The sequence below is a fragment of the Psychromonas aquimarina ATCC BAA-1526 genome (assembly GCF_000428725.1).
Lineage (GTDB): Bacteria > Pseudomonadota > Gammaproteobacteria > Enterobacterales > Psychromonadaceae > Psychromonas > Psychromonas aquimarina.
Window position 1 is genome coordinate 73465 of record NZ_AUAM01000010.1, and the last position, 18651, is coordinate 92115.

Annotated in this window: 12 protein-coding genes; 3 read left to right on the forward strand and 9 right to left on the reverse strand. The window is 40.8% G+C overall.

The features are described 5' to 3' along the window. Positions 1-47: 47 nt before the first annotated feature. On the forward strand, positions 48-422 hold the full coding sequence (locus G337_RS0103265; protein WP_028862609.1) for a DUF2799 domain-containing protein: 375 nt from the start codon (positions 48-50) through the stop codon (positions 420-422). A gap of 63 nt (positions 423-485) precedes the next feature. On the opposite strand, the gene G337_RS0103270 is transcribed toward G337_RS0103265, so the two are convergent. Further along, positions 486-818, reverse strand: a complete 333-nt coding sequence (locus G337_RS0103270; protein WP_028862610.1) for a YajD family HNH nuclease — start codon at positions 816-818, stop codon at positions 486-488. A gap of 143 nt (positions 819-961) precedes the next feature. Between G337_RS0103270 and ylqF the strand changes: the two genes are divergently transcribed. After that, the gene (ylqF, locus tag G337_RS0103275; RefSeq protein ID WP_157619197.1) at positions 962-1891 is read left to right on the forward strand and encodes a ribosome biogenesis GTPase YlqF; all 930 of its coding nucleotides are present in this window, start codon (positions 962-964) and stop codon (positions 1889-1891) included. Between the two features lie 260 nt (positions 1892-2151). Here ylqF and G337_RS0103280 read toward each other — a convergent pair whose 3' ends face one another. The 4 genes from G337_RS0103280 to G337_RS27550 form a co-directional block, all read right to left on the reverse strand. Further along, positions 2152-3096, reverse strand: coding sequence for an FHA domain-containing protein (locus G337_RS0103280; protein WP_028862612.1), 945 nt, complete (start codon positions 3094-3096; stop codon positions 2152-2154). Positions 3097-3227: 131 nt separating this feature from the next. After that, on the reverse strand, positions 3228-3722 hold the full coding sequence (locus tag G337_RS25475) for a GGDEF domain-containing protein (protein WP_051302920.1): 495 nt from the start codon (positions 3720-3722) through the stop codon (positions 3228-3230). Positions 3723-4186: 464 nt separating this feature from the next. Continuing rightward, a complete protein-coding gene (gene asnB / locus G337_RS0103290; protein ID WP_028862613.1) occupies positions 4187-6013 on the reverse strand; it encodes an asparagine synthase (glutamine-hydrolyzing) in 1827 nt (608 codons plus the stop codon). A gap of 274 nt (positions 6014-6287) precedes the next feature. Then, entirely contained in the window at positions 6288-8423 is a 2136-nt protein-coding gene (locus G337_RS27550; protein WP_051302921.1) for a YcaO-like family protein, read from the reverse strand. 283 nt (positions 8424-8706) lie between these two features. Between G337_RS27550 and G337_RS25485 the strand changes: the two genes are divergently transcribed. After that, positions 8707-9960 carry a hypothetical protein gene (locus G337_RS25485; RefSeq protein WP_051302922.1) on the forward strand — a complete coding sequence of 418 codons (1254 nt, stop codon included), beginning with the start codon at positions 8707-8709 and terminating at the stop codon, positions 9958-9960. A gap of 84 nt (positions 9961-10044) precedes the next feature. Here the strand turns inward: G337_RS25485 and G337_RS0103305 are convergent, their stop codons facing one another. The 4 genes from G337_RS0103305 to G337_RS0103330 all read right to left on the reverse strand — a co-directional run bounded on the left by G337_RS0103305 (position 10045) and on the right by G337_RS0103330 (position 18519). Then, on the reverse strand, positions 10045-12258 hold the full coding sequence (locus tag G337_RS0103305) for a TOMM precursor leader peptide-binding protein (RefSeq protein ID WP_028862614.1): 2214 nt from the start codon (positions 12256-12258) through the stop codon (positions 10045-10047). A 120-nt stretch (positions 12259-12378) separates the two neighbouring features. Beyond that, positions 12379-13602: a hypothetical protein gene (locus G337_RS0103310; RefSeq protein ID WP_028862615.1), complete on the reverse strand. Its 1224-nt coding sequence runs from the start codon at positions 13600-13602 to the stop codon at positions 12379-12381. Positions 13603-13625: 23 nt separating this feature from the next. Further along, positions 13626-17606 (reverse strand): TOMM system kinase/cyclase fusion protein, encoded by a 3981-nt coding sequence (locus G337_RS25490; RefSeq protein WP_051302923.1) that lies wholly within the window; start codon positions 17604-17606, stop codon positions 13626-13628. A gap of 520 nt (positions 17607-18126) precedes the next feature. Next, positions 18127-18519, reverse strand: a complete 393-nt coding sequence (locus G337_RS0103330) for a BMA_0021/BMA_0022 family TOMM bacteriocin (RefSeq protein WP_028862616.1) — start codon at positions 18517-18519, stop codon at positions 18127-18129. Positions 18520-18651: the final 132 nt, after the last annotated feature.

An 18651-nucleotide genomic window follows, 5' to 3' on the forward strand; every position in this document is an offset into this window, starting at 1 on the left:
AATCATATAATTAACATATAAGTTAAGTTTGCAGAGCGGCGGTCTATATGTTTAAAAATATTCTTTTATTAATATTTTCCGTTTCGTTATTCGCCTGCACATCAGCGCAGATCCAGCATGCTGTAAATAGTGATAACTGGCAGGCAGTCGGCCAGTATGACGGTGAAAACGGTTTACATGAAAAGTCTTTAAGCGAACTGCAGAAATTAAGTGTTGAATTTGCGCGGGGCGCAGTTGATTATGCGGCTTATCAAGCAGGTTACGAGCAGGCATTACAACTCTATTGTCAGCCTAAAAATGCCTTTATATACGGCGTAAAACGGCAGTCTTACCCATATGCCTGTGATCGTTACCCTCATGGCTGGGCTTTTTATCAGGACTGGCTGAGCGGCAGGCATTCCCGAGCCGGATCAATATTCTAGACAAAGGCACCTGACAGAGTAAAAGCCGCAGTCAGTGATAACAGCCGGCGGCTTTTCTAATACCTATTTTTTCATTTTACTTTTTAAATCAGCAAAAGGGTTATAAGTGGCACCTGCCTGCATATCATCACCCGCTTCAACAGTGCTTCCATATAAATCTGCCTGGGTATATTTATCATGCTCATGGTCATGACAATAGATACATAACAGTTCCCAGTTGCTGCCGTCAGCAGGATTATTACTGTGATCATGGTCTATATGGTGAACCGTTAACTCTTTTAAATTAGAGTAAACAAATTCACGCGCGCATTTACCGCATACCCACGGAAACAACTTTAACGCTTTATCACGATAATCATTTTCTAAACTTTTATAATTACTTGGTATATAGGCCATTTTGTTCATCTTTTAACATAATAGAAAGAGCTATTTTAACTTGAACAGAGTACACAGTGAAGCTGCAAACATTAAAATAGTGTCACAAGCATAACAATCCCTGTTAAAATGCCGGATTCTTTAATAAATGAGTAATTTCAAATATGGCGATTCAATGGTTTCCCGGGCACATGCACAAGGCACACAAACAGATCAAAGAGGTATTACCACAAGTTGATATCATTATTGAGGTTGTAGATGCTCGAATCCCTTACAGCAGTGAAAACCCATTAATATCACATATCCGTGAAAAAACCCCGTGCATCAAAGTCCTGAATAAATCAGATTTAGCCGATCCGGAAATAACGGCACAGTGGATTACTTATTTAGAGCAGGAACAAGGTATTAAAGCGCTTGCTATTACCACCAGCAAACCAGAGCAGGTTCACCAAATCACTAAGCTGTGTGAACAGATGCTGCCCAACCGCTTAAGTCAGGATAAACAAATTCGTGCAATGATCATGGGTATACCTAATGTAGGTAAATCAACCATTATTAATATTTTAGCAGATCGTATTATTGCTAAAACAGGTAACGAGCCTGCGGTCACCAAACAGCAGCAGCGAATTCGTTTACCAAGCGGCATTATGCTCTCGGATACGCCAGGTTTTTTATGGCCGAAAATTGAAAACGCCAACTCAGGATACCGCCTTGCTGTTACCGGTGCGATAAAAGATACCGCGATTGAATATGAAGATATCGCCTATTACGCTGCGGAATACCTTTTAGATAACTATCCGGCCCGCTTAAAAGAGCGTTATGAGCTGGAAACTCTGCCGCAAAGCGATCATGAGTTAATGGAAGCGATTGCATTACGCCGCGGCTGTTTACGGGCCGGCGGACATTTTGACATCTATAAAGTCTCGACAATTTTATTAAATGAACTGCGTTCAGGCGCACTTGGTCCGTTAAGCGTAGAAACACCTGAAATGGCCGCTGTAGAAAAAGTTGAAGTTGCCAGAATAATGGCAGAACAGGCTGAAAACAAAGTTGAAAAGAAAAAGTCGAGAAAGCGTAAATATAAACGCAGATAAAATTCGCTAAAAAAAACGGCGCACGAGAATTAATAAATCTCGTGCACCGGATGGGTAACTTTTTTAGCGGTTAATATACAAAAAACACCGCCGTAGATGACTGTAATAAAAAAAACGATGCGCGAGCGCTTAAAAACTCTCGCGCACCGAATGGGTAACTTTTCTGGTGGTTAATATACAAAAAACGCCACCGCTAATGATTAGATAAAAAACGATGCGCGAGTGCCTAACAAAACTCTCACGCACCGAATGGGTAACTTTTAGACGAGTTCCGTCATTTGTGAGCCGCCGGTGATTTTAATATCCTCATAGGCAAAACGAATTTCTCGACTGCGTCGTTCAATCGCCTGCGGCAGATTGAATGATTTAGGTAAAATACTAACAACCTGTTTTTTGAAACGGTAAACCTGAATATTGATATGACTTTCATTCTGTCCAAGCATCTTGCTTAATTCATCTTTATCTATCCAGCCCTGCTCAGTTTCACTTACTCCAGTTTCCATATCATGAATGCGTTTACGAGCCAGAAGCAGCATTAAATAATGATGATTACGCTGTCCTAAATCGTATTCATGGTCGTCCATTTTAAATTTAAAAGAGACATGTTCTTCATTCTGGCTGACATCAAAGTAGATGCCGATCTGCGGTGATGTCGACAGTTCGCTTGATTCAATAAAGACGGTTTCTTCACTGGCACGCGCTTCGATAAAACGCCATGTCTGATCATGACAGCCGACCAGATCTCCGGTTTTTAATATTGAAATACCAGACTGACTTTCACAAACCCAGTGGCCGTTTGGGGACTGGTACATGGTGATTTCAGGTGACTCTTCACTCGGCAGTACCGCTAAATGATCTAATTCAATTGTACCTAACCCGGCAGTGACAGGAACTAACAAACTTTTCGGTGGAGAAACGTCACACATTTTCCAGGTATCACCAAACAGACTGGCAAAATGGATTTTATCCCCTTTATGCAGACGCTCTTTAGCGCCACGAACTACCGCTTTGCCGTTAATATAAGTACCGTTACTGCTGGAGTCCTGCAGCAGCCACTCTTCACCATCCCAGAAAATCGTTGCATGCATACGCGATGCGTCAGGATTAATAAGTATTGTGTGTGAAGTACTAGGGTGACGTCCAAAAACATGCTGGATCAATAAAATGACCTGTTCCCCAGTATCGGTATTTATAATCTTTGTCATAACTGCTCTGTCTCCAAATTCCTTTAGGTAGAGTCTAATGGGATAATATTAAATGTCCATTACACTCTATTACACGCAGACACTGTATATATGCTTGATTTTTCGCCAATCAACGCTTTGTAGTATAAATATTATGCACTACAGGCAGCTAACTTTAAATGAGAACGGCTTTTAGCACGAAACAGATCATGATCTGCCCGTTCAAATAAAGTATCCAGATTATCGTTTTTCTCAAAATTAGCACTGCCAATATTGCATGAGATATTGAATTCCAGCAGCAAAGCACTCTCTGATATTGCCTTTTGAATACGTTCGATAATATCAGGTACCGATGCTATTACTGCATCGTTTAATATAATCGTGAATTGATCACCGCCGTAACGAAATACTTGATCTCTATAACGAATATAATTAGATAAAATTTTAGCAAAACTGGTTAATACTAAATCACCCGACTGACGTCCAAATTTTTCGTTAATACCCTTAAAACCATCCAGTTCGAGCACTAATAAAGAGAAACTTCTGCATTGAATCTGACTATTCTTAACTGAATTTTTAAACGAAATAGAAAACTGATTGCGGTTATCTAGTCCAGTTAAGTCATCTTGTAAGTTCAGGTCTTCCATCTTCTGATACTCCAGCACATCATCGAAAGCGAGTTAAGCAGAAAATTAACAGCCTGCTGCTTTCAGTTTTAGCAAAGTTCTTGGTCGTCACCTTACCTTTTCAAAATCTTAATTAAAACATCGAATTAGTAAGGAAACTGTTACCAAATAGATTAGCTGTAAGAGTGGATAAAAACTATTACACCTTATTACACGCGGGTTGTGAATGAATAACAGCTATTCATCTTTGTAGGTAACATGAGCACAGGGATACTCATTTGTAAGTATTCTGTATCCCTGACGGCAGCGAGGTAAATCGAGAATCAAGCAGTTGCATTAATATATATAAAAATATATTGACGTTACAATGACAAATCTATTACAAACAAATTTCAGGGCTGTTAATTTCAGCTGAGCCGCTGAAACAATCTGCTGTAATCGCGTGTAATAAAATAAAAACAGTTATATTGTAAATGGTTACAGGATTACATAGTCAATCCAAATCGTTCCTGCAGCACCATCAGGCTGCTTAGGTGCATAAAAACAGGATCTAAAGAGGCCTGCTTATCGGGGCTTATCGTTAAAGCCTGCAGATATAAGCTTCGCACTTTGTCTTTATTGTAAAAATCAGGAAGGTAATTCAAATCTAAAAACTGAGTCTGAAATAATGAGGCTAATGGTCCTTGAGCCCTTAGGCTAGCAGGCGCACTAATAAAAGCTTTTTTTTCTATCTGCGTATAACTTTGAGGCATAAATTTTCCGGCCACCTGCCGTAAAAGGCGCTTATCCACCTGCCCGTCAAACTTATAACTTAGCGGTAAGCTGTGTACAAACTCCACCAGCTTATTATCCAAAAACGGCGGACGCCCCTCTATGCCGTGGGCCATTTCGGTTCTGTCTGCCAGCGCGCCTAAATTATAGGTTTGAAAAACTGACTGATAATGGAGTTTTTGTGAAAGCTCAATGGGATGCTCGGTAACAGTACGTTCAAATTTACTAAAAGAAGTAAATGATGATGTAATCAGATGTTCATTATTACGCAGGCTTGTTAATAACAGACCATTTGGAGTTGCATGTACGGCCTGAGCGGGCATAAGACCAAGTTTATTCTGCACTTGTAATAGATGCGGCTGCCAGCTGGATGGAAATTTCTCAACATCAACATAGGACTGAGTCAGATCCCGACGGAAAAACCCATAACCCAGAAGAGACTCATCGGCTCCCTCTCCGGTTAATACTGTTTTATGCCCGGCTTGTGATAATACTTTACTGAGATGGAATTTAGCCGCAACATTAATATTGGGTATAGGCATTTCACTGTGCACGACCGCATTACAGAAGTTATCAGCAAGTATCTGGTCGGTTACTGTAACTGTTTCATGAGTCACACCGATTTCCCGGGCGAACTGCGCGGCCTGTTTACTTTCATCAAAAGCCTGGTTTTCAAAACCTATGCTGTAGGAATGGATAGAATCCGTTAAACGCGCCCCCATTGCCGTAATCGCAGAAGAATCAATACCGCTGCTTAAATAAGTATGGTTACTGTGGTTCTTTAGTAAACGTTTATCAATCGCATTAAATAATAAGCCCTCAAATTCACTACATGCAGAGGCAAATGAAATCGGCTGTGCTTCAAATAGTGACGGGTTAAGCGGTGATTTAGTAATGTAAGGTAAGCATTCAACACCGCGGTTTGAAACCTTGATAATATGACCAGGGGGGACTGCGTATACCCCCTCAACAAAAGTCTCGAGCGCATCATGAATAAAATACTCAGTCCCCGACAGATAGTTTTTATTCCATTTAGCTTCTACGCCGTATTCTAAAAGAGCCTTAATTTCAGAAGCGGCCAGCAGCTGCCCGTTAGAAAAGCTATAAAAAAACGGTTTAATACCGAAACGGTCTCGTCCCAGATAAGAGCAGTCCGCCTTTTTATCATGCACTACAAAAGCAAACTCACCATCAAGCTCTGCCAGCCCGGCGGGGCCTTTGTGCATAAACTGATGCAGTAAAAATTCGCTGTCGCTTTCTGTACTGAAAGTGAAGCCCTGCTTTTCAATGTCTGCGCGGCTATTATATATTTCACCATTAACAGCAATCACTAAACTGTTATCACGACTGTGCATCGGCTGTGAGGCATGACTGTCCCCGTTTATTTCTAAGCGGGTATGGCCGATCGCCAGATTTCTAGTTTCTGAAAACCATAAATCATCATTATCCGGTCCGCGATGCTTAAGCGACATTAACGCTTTGCTGAATCTTTCACTGTCACATCGATTCAACTCAGAATGATAAAAAATAATACCGCACATAATATATACCCTTGATACTTCAATATGCAAAGTCAGCAAGGCAAACTGTGCCAAGGTGCTAGGCATAAAATTGAAGTATAGTTATTCTACATAGAAATTTTATAACAACGCAAATTGGTGCAGCTTGCCTTGCCCTGCGGGGCGCTAGCTCGAAAACCAGCCCTGCGTTGCAGCAATCGACAAGGGAGCACCATTACCTCATGCTGCTCCTTGTTCTGGTAATCGAGCTAACGCCTGACAAAGCATCTTGAGGTAACATGGGTATAATTACCCGTTAGATATATAAAGCATGCTGATTAATCGTTTCTTCAGTATTAGCACTCTCTAACCAGCCTAAATCAACCGGCGCCTGATATAAGCGTGAGTTTGCCAGCTGCGGCCAGATATGACAAAGCCCGGGCACAAACACTTTCGCCGCTTTAATCGGTAAGGGGTCACGGGAATAGTTAAACACTAAGGTTTCTAAATTCAACTCTTTTAATTTCTTAACAATATTTTCTATATCCGTTTTTATATCACCACTAGTAGTAAAGTCGGTGCTCTGAGCCGCCGGGAAATCGCCCGGAAATAGAAACGGCTGTTCAACTACTGCATTAAAATCAAAAGGCGCACCGTTCTGATCTCGAATAGGAATAAGCTGGCATAACTCCGTCAGTGCCCGCTGGGCCGCCAGCTCACTTTGTAAATGGCAGCCGAAACCAAAACTTAACCCTTGAGTCTGTTTATTACGTCCAACAGCAACCATCACCGGGACTTCAATATCATGGGTTAAATCCAGCACCCAGAAATCATGCTCCTTTGATAATGTCGCATCTAATAAACTAAAATGCTCAGGATCAATGAGATCCATATTAAACTCAGGCCTCGGAGTGCGGTTATACCACCAGATAGCAGCCGCATCGCGTTCAATAAGTTCAAACAAAGCCTGAAGAACCGCTTCCTCTAAAGTGTTTCCGGCAGCACAGCCGTTAGAATGCCAGCGCGCAAACTGATCATCTTCAAAGGGAATATTCGCCAGGCAATGGGTCAGCGGCAGATAAACCTGCTGCTGCTCACTAAGAGACCAGGCCGGCAGCCAGTGCACCGCCTGATCCTGATAAGGCATAGCAGCCTGCTTTAACAATGAGTCGCTATGGCTCGGATCGGTAAAATTCTGATACTGCTTCTGACTATAGGGAACCAGCTGCTGAAAATCATAATAACGTTTATCCAGTTTAGATTTTACCGATAGATGCAGCGGCTCATCCCCTTGATAATGTGAAGAATAACGCTCAATTGCTTCACACAAAGCACTTGCCTGTGACTGAATATGAGAAACGCCTTTGCCCATGCAGCTGTGTACAAAACTGCTGTGATCTAATTTCCATGAATCCTTAAGCGCAGGTGTTTTAAAAAAGGCTGTGGAATATATTTTTACCGGATCATTTTTACACTCTTTTAAAACCTGAATATGGGTAATAAGGCCGGTGATCGGGCTGATAAAAGGTTTAATACTTTGTACCGTCTGCTGCGGATCAACTGCGCGAGAGCCTCCGTCAATATTAAAATTAACCGGGCAGTTCTGCAGCTTAACGGCAGAGTTAACCTGCTTAGAAAAAGCCTGCTGATGATTATCAGCTAAACACACCGGGTGATACTGCACCTGCTGTGTCGAAAGCGGAATAATAACCACCCGCTCCAGCTGTTCGCTCAACTGCTTATTTAATTCATGAACGATGCACTGCAGCTGCGGGACAGACAGCCTGTCCTGTTCGCAATAAGGAATACATAAGCTCTGCTCAGGAAACAACGACTCGGCTAAAGCCAGCGTCGGATTATTATGCTGCAGGCGTGACTGCAGCGCGGTTACATATTCAGGCGCATCAGCTGCCGATAACAGCGGCCCTACCCAGATCTTCTCCCCGCAGACTTTGATTAAACACAGATCTCCATCTGCAGGTAACTGGTTAATAATTTCCGGATTCAGAAAGCTGTCTGTCAACATAAAACAGACTGATGAGCTTAATGATTCAGACAGATGCAGCTGAGCAGTCACAGACAGCCACTGATCTATACTTTCAACGCTTAAGCCGCAAAGGTTGAGCAGCGAGTAATTTTCCTCCTGAGCAATAAGAGTACTGCTGTTTGTATAATAATTGATGTAGGCGGCTGACTCAGCATAATTTTTATCTACAAGTAGCTGCTGTTTTTTGAAGTTATCTACCTGATAAAGAAAATCAGCAGTTTTATGCATGGCTAATTGTGCTTCTGCAAGAATTTCATCAACGCTTTTAACACCGTCAAACATACTGAACAGTGCAAAGTTTACATGAGGCAGAGAAAAACTATCCGATTCACTAATTAATAAAATATCCAGGTTATCTAAACAATACACATTAAATTTTGGATGCCAGCTTAATATTTCTTTCACATTAATACCTATCTATATATTTTGATTTTTTATTTATTAACCGTGTTTGCCCTACTATTTACTGTTCGCAGCACAAAAACAACCGCCGCCGCAGTAAAGTTTTAAACAATGAGAGTTATATCAGCAGTCATTTGCCTTGTCTTTGAATTTACACATAAAAACAATTAAAAGGTAAAATCTGACGCTATCTGCATATTTCAACCTCATCAGCTTGAATGGCAGATATCGCTATGTTAACTTTTGACAACTCCTTTATTTTTTTAATCTATTAAGCAGGTGAAATTTGAAATACCAAGCCTACTCTCAAATCTCTTTCAAAAAAACACCCTATTATCTAAATATGTCAGAAACGCTGCGCGACGAGTTTGATGTATTAACTAAGGTATTACCGTTTAAAATAAACAACTATGTCGCTGAGCATTTAATTAACTGGGAAAACCTGCCCGACGATCCTATCTACCAGCTTATATTTCCGCGCAGAGATATGTTAAGTGCATTTGATTTTAAAACATTATCAGGAATGATTAAGGATGGGGCCAGTGCATTAGAGATGGATATGGTCGCCAATATGATTCAGCGGAAAATCTGGCCGGTGGTTGATATTGTTGAAGATAGAATTCCAAAAAATGACGGGGATATTATTCCGGGCCTTTATCATACATTCCCAACCAACCTCTATCTTTTCCCTGCACCTGCAGTAAAAACATGCCACGCGGTCTGTAATTACTGCTTCCGATGGATCCATCATACCAGCGGCAAATTTCTTCCTGAAACCAGTTACTCAGATCCGGCAACTCCTGTCGATTTTCTACGCAGTAATCCGCAGATTAAAGATATCTTTATGACCGGTGCAGATCCTCTGATCATGACTACCTCACAAGTGAAAAAATTTACCGATCCGCTGCTTGATGTCGAAAGTCTGAAGGTGATCCGTTTTATCACTAAATCGCTGACATACTGGCCCTACCGTTTTACTACGGATAAAGACGCAGATGAGCTGCTTGATTATTTTAGATACCTGAAAGCGCAAGGTAAACATGTCGCTATTATGGCGCATATTACTCATGTTAACGAACTACAGACCGATGTAGTCAAGGAAGCAGTCCGGCGAATCCAGGAAACCGGTGCAGTTATCCGCTGCCAGGCTCCCATAGTAAAAGATATCAATGATAACGCGCAGGACTGGATTGATTTATGGAACAAGCAGGTACAGTTAGGCATGTTTCCTTATCATATGTTTGTTGAAGCAGATACAGACCCCAACGGATGCTTCCAGATTCCGCTTGCCAAAGCTGTGTCGGTATTTCAGGAAGCGAGAAAAAAAGCGACCAGCATTGCCCGCGCTGTTCGCGGCCCTACCTTTATGAACAACAATATGCGCGTTGAGATTTTATCGGTAGAAGAGATAAATGCAGAAAAATTCTTTGTGCTGAAATGCCTGCAGGCATTAGATGATAAACATGAAGGGAAAATCAGGCTCTACCCGTTTGATCCTGAAATGACTCAAATCGAAAACTTAAGAGATGTTTTTGAATAAAAATAAAGGGACTGAAGCAAGTCCCTTTGCCGCACTTATAGTTCCTTTAACATTGCAAATATTACGATGTTAAAGGACAGTTCACTAAATCAGCAGCGCCTGCTGATTTAAATCAGACTCACTGTTCGCTTTATCCAGCCATCCCATTTTTACGGGAACCTGATATAATCGCTCAGCGGCCAAATAGGGGAATATATGGCAGGTTCCGGGAATGATGACTTTAGCTGTTTTTAAAACCATATCTGGACGGCTATAGTCCAGGACTAAGGTTTCAAGGCCTAAATGAGATGCCTTTTTAAGACATAAATTAATATCATCCAATATGTCGTCATGATTTTCCACATCATACTCGTCAAGTTTTATTGGCGGTCTGCTGCTTGCTGCCAGGTAGTTGTCCTGCTTAATCAGATCAAAATCAAACGGCGCCGTATTACTGTTTCTTATTTCAGTAATTTGGCAGAGCTCCGTAAATGCTCGCTGGCAAGCGATAAGCGGGTTTAAATGACAGCCGAAGCCGAAACAAATTTTATCTTCCGATTTATGCTGACTTATGGCGGCAATAACCGGGATATTAAAATCAGTGGTTAAATCAATTGCCCAGTATTGCCAGTCATCACCTAATGTGTGCTTTAACTGACTGAGCAGTTCATCGCTCATATTAGAATAATCAACACTAGGTCTTTGTAACTTGTTATACCACCAAACTGCAATAGCATCTCTTTCTACAATCTCTAAAAAGCCTTGTAGCACGGCCTCTTCTAACGTATTTCCAGCAGCACCGCCATTATGATAAAAACGGCTGAATTTTTGATCTTCAAAGGGCGTATGTGCGTAACAATAACTCAAAGGAACAAAACGTTGTTTATTCTCCGTTAATGACCATACGGGGGTCCAGTGCAAAGGAACATCTGAATCGTATTTTTCTGCTGCATATAACTGATACTCTGCATTTTTCTCTGCTGCAAAATTATTGTACTGCCTATCAGTAAAAGGGCTCAACTGCTGCGGCAGTATATAATCGGAACTATTCTCCGGGGGGATTGAAAACAGGACAACTTCATCCCCTTGATACTGCGATGCAAGACGTTCAATACCTTCACTTAATGCACTGGCTTGCGACTGTTGAGCAACAATACCTTTACCCATACTGGTATATAAAAAAGTAGCATTCGATAATTTATGAGTCAGTGTATGTATTAAGCGGGGTACTTGAAAAAATCCACTTCGATAAATCTGATTAAGATTTTTTCCTGTTTTAGATACCGTATTGAAGTGACTCAATAACCCGCTGATCGGACTTATCACAGCTTTAAGAAGAGCACATGTTTCCTCTGGCGCCACACAGCGAACTCCGCCATCTATACTAAATATCTTCTTAGCTTTCTGCAGCTTGACCGGCTCTTGAGTTTGATGCTTATATAATTTTTCATCACCGCAGCATGGGCATTGTGGACGCTTAATCACCGGATGACTCTCTTGGTGAGCACGCTCAGTATTTATTTCAAAAAAACAGTTTTTTAATTTATTTGACAGCAGCTGTTGTAATTTTGGTGTTAATAGAGAGATATGTTTATCAATAAGTTTGGCATCATACTTTATTGGTACAGCTTTTATTACCATATCACTAGTTTCTATAGGCGTACCGTCAATTAAAGAATCTGAACCATTATTATAATCTATCCATCGAAGCGCATTATTAATACGCATACGATGGTTTAAACACTGCCAGCAGGCGGTATGATTTACAGCACTAAACAACGGGCCTACAAACGTTTGATCGCCGGTAATTTTAATTAACAGCCAGTCCTCTTTACTGTCATGATACTTTTTATTAATTATTTCTAAGCGAGGATCCAGATAATCATCAACTATTACTACACTGCATTTATTCTCTGTATCAAGCTGCTTAAATACGCTAAGAAGAGGCTCTAGAAAATCACATTGTGACAGCACCGTTATTTCATTTGTTTGATATTGATCTGTTATCTGCAGTGCTTTTTGTGAAAAGTCTGGTATATGGTAAATGACATCTTCAGCACAGTTATCCTGCAGACGAATATATCCTGCATTCAGCAATGTCTGCAGCTGCTGGTACAGCTGTAAAATAACATTTGTCGGAAATTTTCTACTTAATTCATCTAAGGTTTTAGAATGAATAAGTACTTCATTTAAAGTTGAAAGAGATACAATATTCAAAATATTATGATTGAAGTCTGCTAAAACACGAACGTAATTATTATGGAGAGAACTAATTAAAAACTTGGGATGCCATTCATACTGCTGTTCAAAAATAATCAACTGCTGTCACCTTTTTGATAGTTGCGGATTTTATCTATTTACTGGTAAAAAGAAATATCGTTTTAAATGCATTCCTGCAGCCCTATATCAGGACCGCAGGAACAGAATCAAACTGCAGGATTAACAAGTAAAAGGCATTCCATAGTCATCAACATCGTAATTCATTAATGCTATTGGCGCCATGCTTTCATTTTGAGGCGGGGTAGGTATTGTATACTCAATCATTTGTAAAGGAAGTTTTGAAGTCGGGTACGCCACTCCTGCCTTAATATCACTGCCCTCTTTAAATTTACTGACAAAGTCTTCGCTGTATATCCATATCCAGGACCCTTTACCTGTATCTTTATCAAGAACATAATGAGCATGTTCATCTTCCATAATCACTAAGTCAAAATGCAGTGGATAAGTAGTATCAAGCAGGTCATTGATTAGTTTAACCGTTTGACCCGGTTTATGCTGTTCCAGGCGCTCTTTGGTAGTGATGGCTAAATCCCAAATGGAATCATTCGTCCACATTGTCGTTAATAAATTGCGAAGACCTGCACTAAGTGAGAAATACAGACCGGAACTATTATTGTCTAAATTAAATGACTTCTCCGGCTGCTCCGGCGCAAGAATCTCAGGAATTAACTGAGTAGGGTCATGCGGCACAATAGGCGGAAGATCGAATAATTTACGATATTCTTTATAAGCTGGAGAAAAATAAACGCTATAGCGTCCAGAATCAGCAACAAACAGCCCGGTATTAATGTTGTATTCTTTTTCACTCAGATCCAGAGTATACATAGTCTCTGCGCCTGATTTATATGTCAGGTTCTGATTGGACTGCTGCTTGGCAGAAAATAAAGCCGGATCATCTGCAACAATATTAGTAAGAGCAATCGCCTGCTGAAATCCAGTTAAACACTCTTCACTTTCTACAATTTGACCGTTTTCAAAATATTTCACATTTTGTTTTTTTGGTACCTTAATAATAATACGGTTATTAATATAGGGCTGCAGTATCATTGAGCTGTTTGAAGGGTTATAAAACGGCGGGATGCCTTCGTACCAGAATAAATACGGGTTGCCCTCTTTTACCGGCTCTCCTGCTTTTTTAGGTCCATAAGCTTTTAGAAATTTAACCCAGGCTTTATCTTTAAACTTTATATCAAACACTGTTTCATCTAATGGATCCTGCCAGCGAAAATCTATTTTTTTCTCATTACATGTAATAATGAAATTTTCAATGCTCTCACTTTCAGACCAAATTTCAGCACATTCACGTAAATGTAACAGCCTTAAGTTGATCATTCTGTCGGCGACTGAACCAGGTATTTCTGTTTCTGATTTATCTATAGTCATTCTATTATTTTCCTTAATTATCATTAAAAAATAGTCGTTAGATCGGACTTCACTTTTTCAACCACATAAGAAGCACCTACTTTTTCAGCTTGCAGCAATGCTTGTTGAAAATCTTTTTTTGCTAATTCTCTTTGAGCAGGGAAATGATGGAAACGGCACAGTGCTCTACGATGGTATAGCTGTGCTTCGTAATAATGTTCACCTATTGTTTGACATAAATGAATACATTCATCCAGGCGTTTAACGGCTTCTTCAACAGCGCCTTGAGATATATAGATATCAGCTATTAATGAAGAAAAATAAGCTACTGCATGCATAGAGCCGTAATTTTTCAAATTCTCCAGTGACTGCTGCTGTCCGCTGTCATCATCAGCAGCCCATGCATAGATTAAACGTCCATAAGCGGCAAAGACGGGAAGATCATGCTCTTTTGACAGAGTTAATAACTCTTCTGAAGTATTGAGACATGAAGCTTTGTCGTTGTTGTATTGATGGACAATACTTGCATACATTAATGTTATGCCTAAAGTTCCAAGATCATCGCTGTCTTTCGCTTTTTTAACAGCTTTTTCCACATACTTAAGTGCCAGATCAGTATCACCCATATCCCAGCAGACTCGAGCTAAACTGGCTAAAGAAAAAACAGCACAATGCCAGCCGTAAATCTTAAAATGTTCAGGATCTTGATCTACTTCTGAATGATAATTCAGTGCTGATTCAAGAAACTCCCTGCCCTTTTGACAATTTCCTTCGGTGTAATAGTAATACCCTAAAATACTAAAAATAGCAGACTTATCCGATGGACTTGCTATGTCTAACAATTCCTCTATTTCTTGTGCAGCTTCGGCCAAATGCTCTCGTTCTCCAGCAACAAGACTCTGCATGATTTTCCACCACAAGTATTTAATAAGCTCTTTCTTCTCATAACCCTGCTTAGAGTTTAATAACTCAATGGACTGGCTGGTATACTCTTTGATCTGATCAGATGCCCATCCATCAGTATGCATACTCACAGTTGTTAGAATCTCATTCAATTCAAGTTTACTGTTAATCAGATCCTCTTCATCCAGATCTGTAAGCCATAATTCCACCTGTTTAGTTTGAGAGACTGTTTCAGAAAATGCCCCCGCAGACAGAGATTGTTTTGCGGCACGAATACCATAATTAACAGCCTGCAAAAATTTTTCCGCCGATGCAAAATGCAGCGCAACAATGGTCGGCTCTTTGTCAGCAAGTTCAGGAAAATACCTCTCCAGTGAATTAGCAATCTGAAAATGAGAGTGTCTAAGCGCATGGGGACTTATTCCTTCATAGGCGGCATCCCTTACCAGAGCGTGCTTGAATATATAACTGTCACCGTTTACCTTGCGCTGCTGATAAATAAGCTCTGCTTCAACTAATTCCCTTAAATCGTTTTGCAGCTGAGACTCTCCAAGCTCGGAGGCGGCCGTTAGCAGATCATAATCAAATTCACGGCCAATGGCGGCTGCGAGTTGTGCCGTTCCCTTTGCAGATACTAATGCATCAAGTTTCTGCTGCAGCGAGTCTCGTAGGCTGGTAGGTACTTCACTGATTTTATCGGCATTTACAAAGTCGGTAATACCATTTAGATGCTGTACCAGGCCTTTTTGTTTGAGCATATTAATCAGTTCTTCGATAAACAGCGGAATGCCGTCTGTACGGGTCACGACAATGTCGAGTAAACTTGTCGAAACATTCTGCTTATCAAATAAAACGCGCACAAAATCACGCGTATCCTGCTTAGAGAGTTTCACCAGTTTAATTAGATCAAATCCAGCTTGTTCTAGTGATACAGGCAGCGGCTGACGAGATGTACTGATAAACACGTCATCAGAGTTATTAAATGCATTCTCGGCACTTAAAAAAGAGATAAATTCAATACTGGTAGGATCCGCCCAGTGCATATCCTCAAAAAGAAATAAGTTCGGCTGAGAAGCCGTAACTGGATCCTGACTGACTAACAAAGCACTTAAACTTGCAAATAAAATCTGTTTCTGCACCTCAGGACTGAGCGTCGAAACATCGATACTTTCAGGTAAAGGCAGACCTAGCCAGGAACAGAGTACAGGTATACTCTCCTGCTCAGTCAGCAGCTCTGTATTACTAATCTTATTACGCAGTTTCTGTACTGCATTTTCAGGTGTTAACGCCTCCAGTGAATACTTATATTTCAGCATATTCAAAATAGGATACAGGGCGTTATTAACATGTTCCGGCAGACACTGCGCCACATAATGAAGCATATGTGAGGCGCCGTTTCTCAACTCAAAAATTAAACGTGATTTACCGATTCCCGCTTCACCATAAATATGGGCGAGTTTAGCTTTATTGTTATCTTCCCCCCTGCTTTGCAGGAGCTCATTCAAACGACTAAATTCCTGAACACGTCCAATAAAAGCATGATTGTTTTGTGTTCCCCGTAAAAATCCAAATGCCTCTACGATACGTTCTGCTACTAATTTATAAACCGGAGTTTCAGTACGTTTGATGCCCAGCTTATGACTTTGAGCGGGTTCAAATTCAATATAACTTTCAAGTATTTTACGACTAGCATCTGAACAAAGTACCTGTTCAGAGCCCGCCATTCGTGAAAGCTGCATCGCAATATTAGGCGTATTACCTTCAGGAACCGCATCTGCATAACAGGTAACTAAACCTGTATGTATACCGATGCGCAGCTCCAGCTCTATGCTGTGAGTCGATTTAAGCAGGGTATTTCGTTTACGTAAGCTGCTGATAATATCCAGTGCACTGCGGGCACATAAACGGCTGTCATTGTCACTTACAACAGGGTAACCAAAATAAAATAACTGCGTATCTCCCAGCGTTCCAGCATGGTAACCACCGTAACGGACTGCCGTATCCAGACACTGATTTTTCTGATCGCGGTGCAAAGCGTCGACGACTTCATAATCAACATCCTGATCGGTCACTGAATGCGCACTTAAACTGATACTCAGAGCTGTTATCTGTTTTCGCTCAATTAACGAAGTGAAACTAACCGGCTGCTCATGAATAATCGTCTCATCAAAATCGGCACGTATCACTGTTGTATGATGTTCATTTTGATGCTCTTTAGGAGCAGCCATCTCACCCACAAGGTTAGAGAAGTTAATCTGGGTAAGTTCTTGATATAATTCAGCGGCATTAACCGTGCGCTCATGTGCTTTTTTCTGCAGCGCCCGGCGGAGCAGAGCTGCAATCGGATGCCCGACAATGGCGGCCGGAAGAGGCACATTTTCCTGACTAAGCTGTTTATGAAATACCGAAGCAAGATTAGAGCCGGACATTGCAGGCTGCCCGGTCAGGCATTCAATAAAAACCAACCCCCATACATAGAGATCGGTTTTTACCGTCGGCGGCTCGCCGCGGAGCTGTTCAGGTGAACTGTAGGAAGGCGTTCCCAGGGTTTCCTGAGTCAGGGTAATAGTTTTATAGTTCTGTAACCGCGCTTCGTCCACTAAAGTGCCGATACCAAAATCCAAGACTTTAACGTGTGTTTTAGCACCGATTTTACTGAGGATAATATTGGCAGGTTTAATATCTCGATGAATAACCCCCTGCTCATGAGCATGAGATAATGCATCTAACACCTGACGCATAATTTCAGCAGCATCAACAGGCGCCAAGGTACCGCATTCAGTTAGTGTCTGTTTTAAGGTTTTGCCTTCTACATACTCAAATACCGCATAAAGCAGATCAGCACAATTACCTTTATCTAATAAACGCACAATATTGGGGTGCTGCAGACGGCCGCCAAGTAAGGTTTCCCGCTCAAAACGATCGATATAACGCGCCCTTTTAGCCTCGTCAAATTCAGCACCGATCGATAAGAATTTAATAGCAACAATCTGCTCGGTATTAACCTGTCTGGCGCGATAAACACGGCCGAAACCGCCTTCACCTATTTTTTCCAGGAGTTGATACGCAGGCGAGTCGAACTGCGCGGCTATTTTATCGTTAACAATTGCTTCTCTAGTCATATTATTTTCATTATTTGGTGAGCATATCGCTATGAAGTCAATTAAAAAGGTTACGGCAGTAATTGACATTTTTCAATGTGTCAGTAGCCGCAAACAGGACTTACAGTGCGTCTTTGATCTCATTTTTAATATTAAAAGCACGTTTGACAGAGCTAGTTTAAATATGATTCGGCAAGTAAATATAGAAATCCAAAGAGAAATGACGTAGATATCCCACTGAAAAAACACAGTAAAAAATAACATATGTGAATTCAGTTCAAACTGGTCAGGTTTTAATCAGGCAGGGAGCAATACTGTAAATAGATAATTAAAGTAATACTGTTTTAAGCTGTTCAAAGGCAGATTAAATAATAGATGCCGGCTATTTTTTACATCATCAAGAAAACATATCGCAAAAAGACGCTGTTAGGCAGTGTGCGGCTAGACAAAAAGATGCTAAACATTAGCGAAAAACATGAGCTGTTTGAGGTAAAAAGAAAGGGACAAATGTCCCTTTAAATCTACTGTAAAAGTAATTAACTTAAATTGAAGAGAACGGGTAAGTTCTGCCTGTCGCCTGATAGTCAGCTAAAGCAATTGCTCTTTTTTCTAACTGCGGCGTCGGCGGTAATACCATGATCACTTCTGAAGCTAATTCGTTTTTAAAATGCGCCCAGCCGTTCAGACCTTTCTCTTCCTGGAATGCATTATCTCCGGCATAGTTCTCAACTTTCAGTTTTGTGCCAAGCGGCATTTTGTAACCGAACTCACGTACTGCCGTTTCTGCATCTGTTAATAACAGTTCACGAAACTGAGGACATTCCCACGCCTTAGCGACTGCTCTTGCCCAGGCATATTTCCACTCTTCATCATCCTTAAGGCCCATAATTACGTGTTCATCACCCGGCAGGCTAGTTTGCATTATTTCTGACATGTTAAGTTTCCTTTGTAGTTATGTAATATTAATTTAAACACTCTACGAACAACCTAAAAATAGAATTATCATCTGTCCATTTGAACATCTACACAGGTTTGCTCAATATAAGAAATTATTAAACAACTGCAG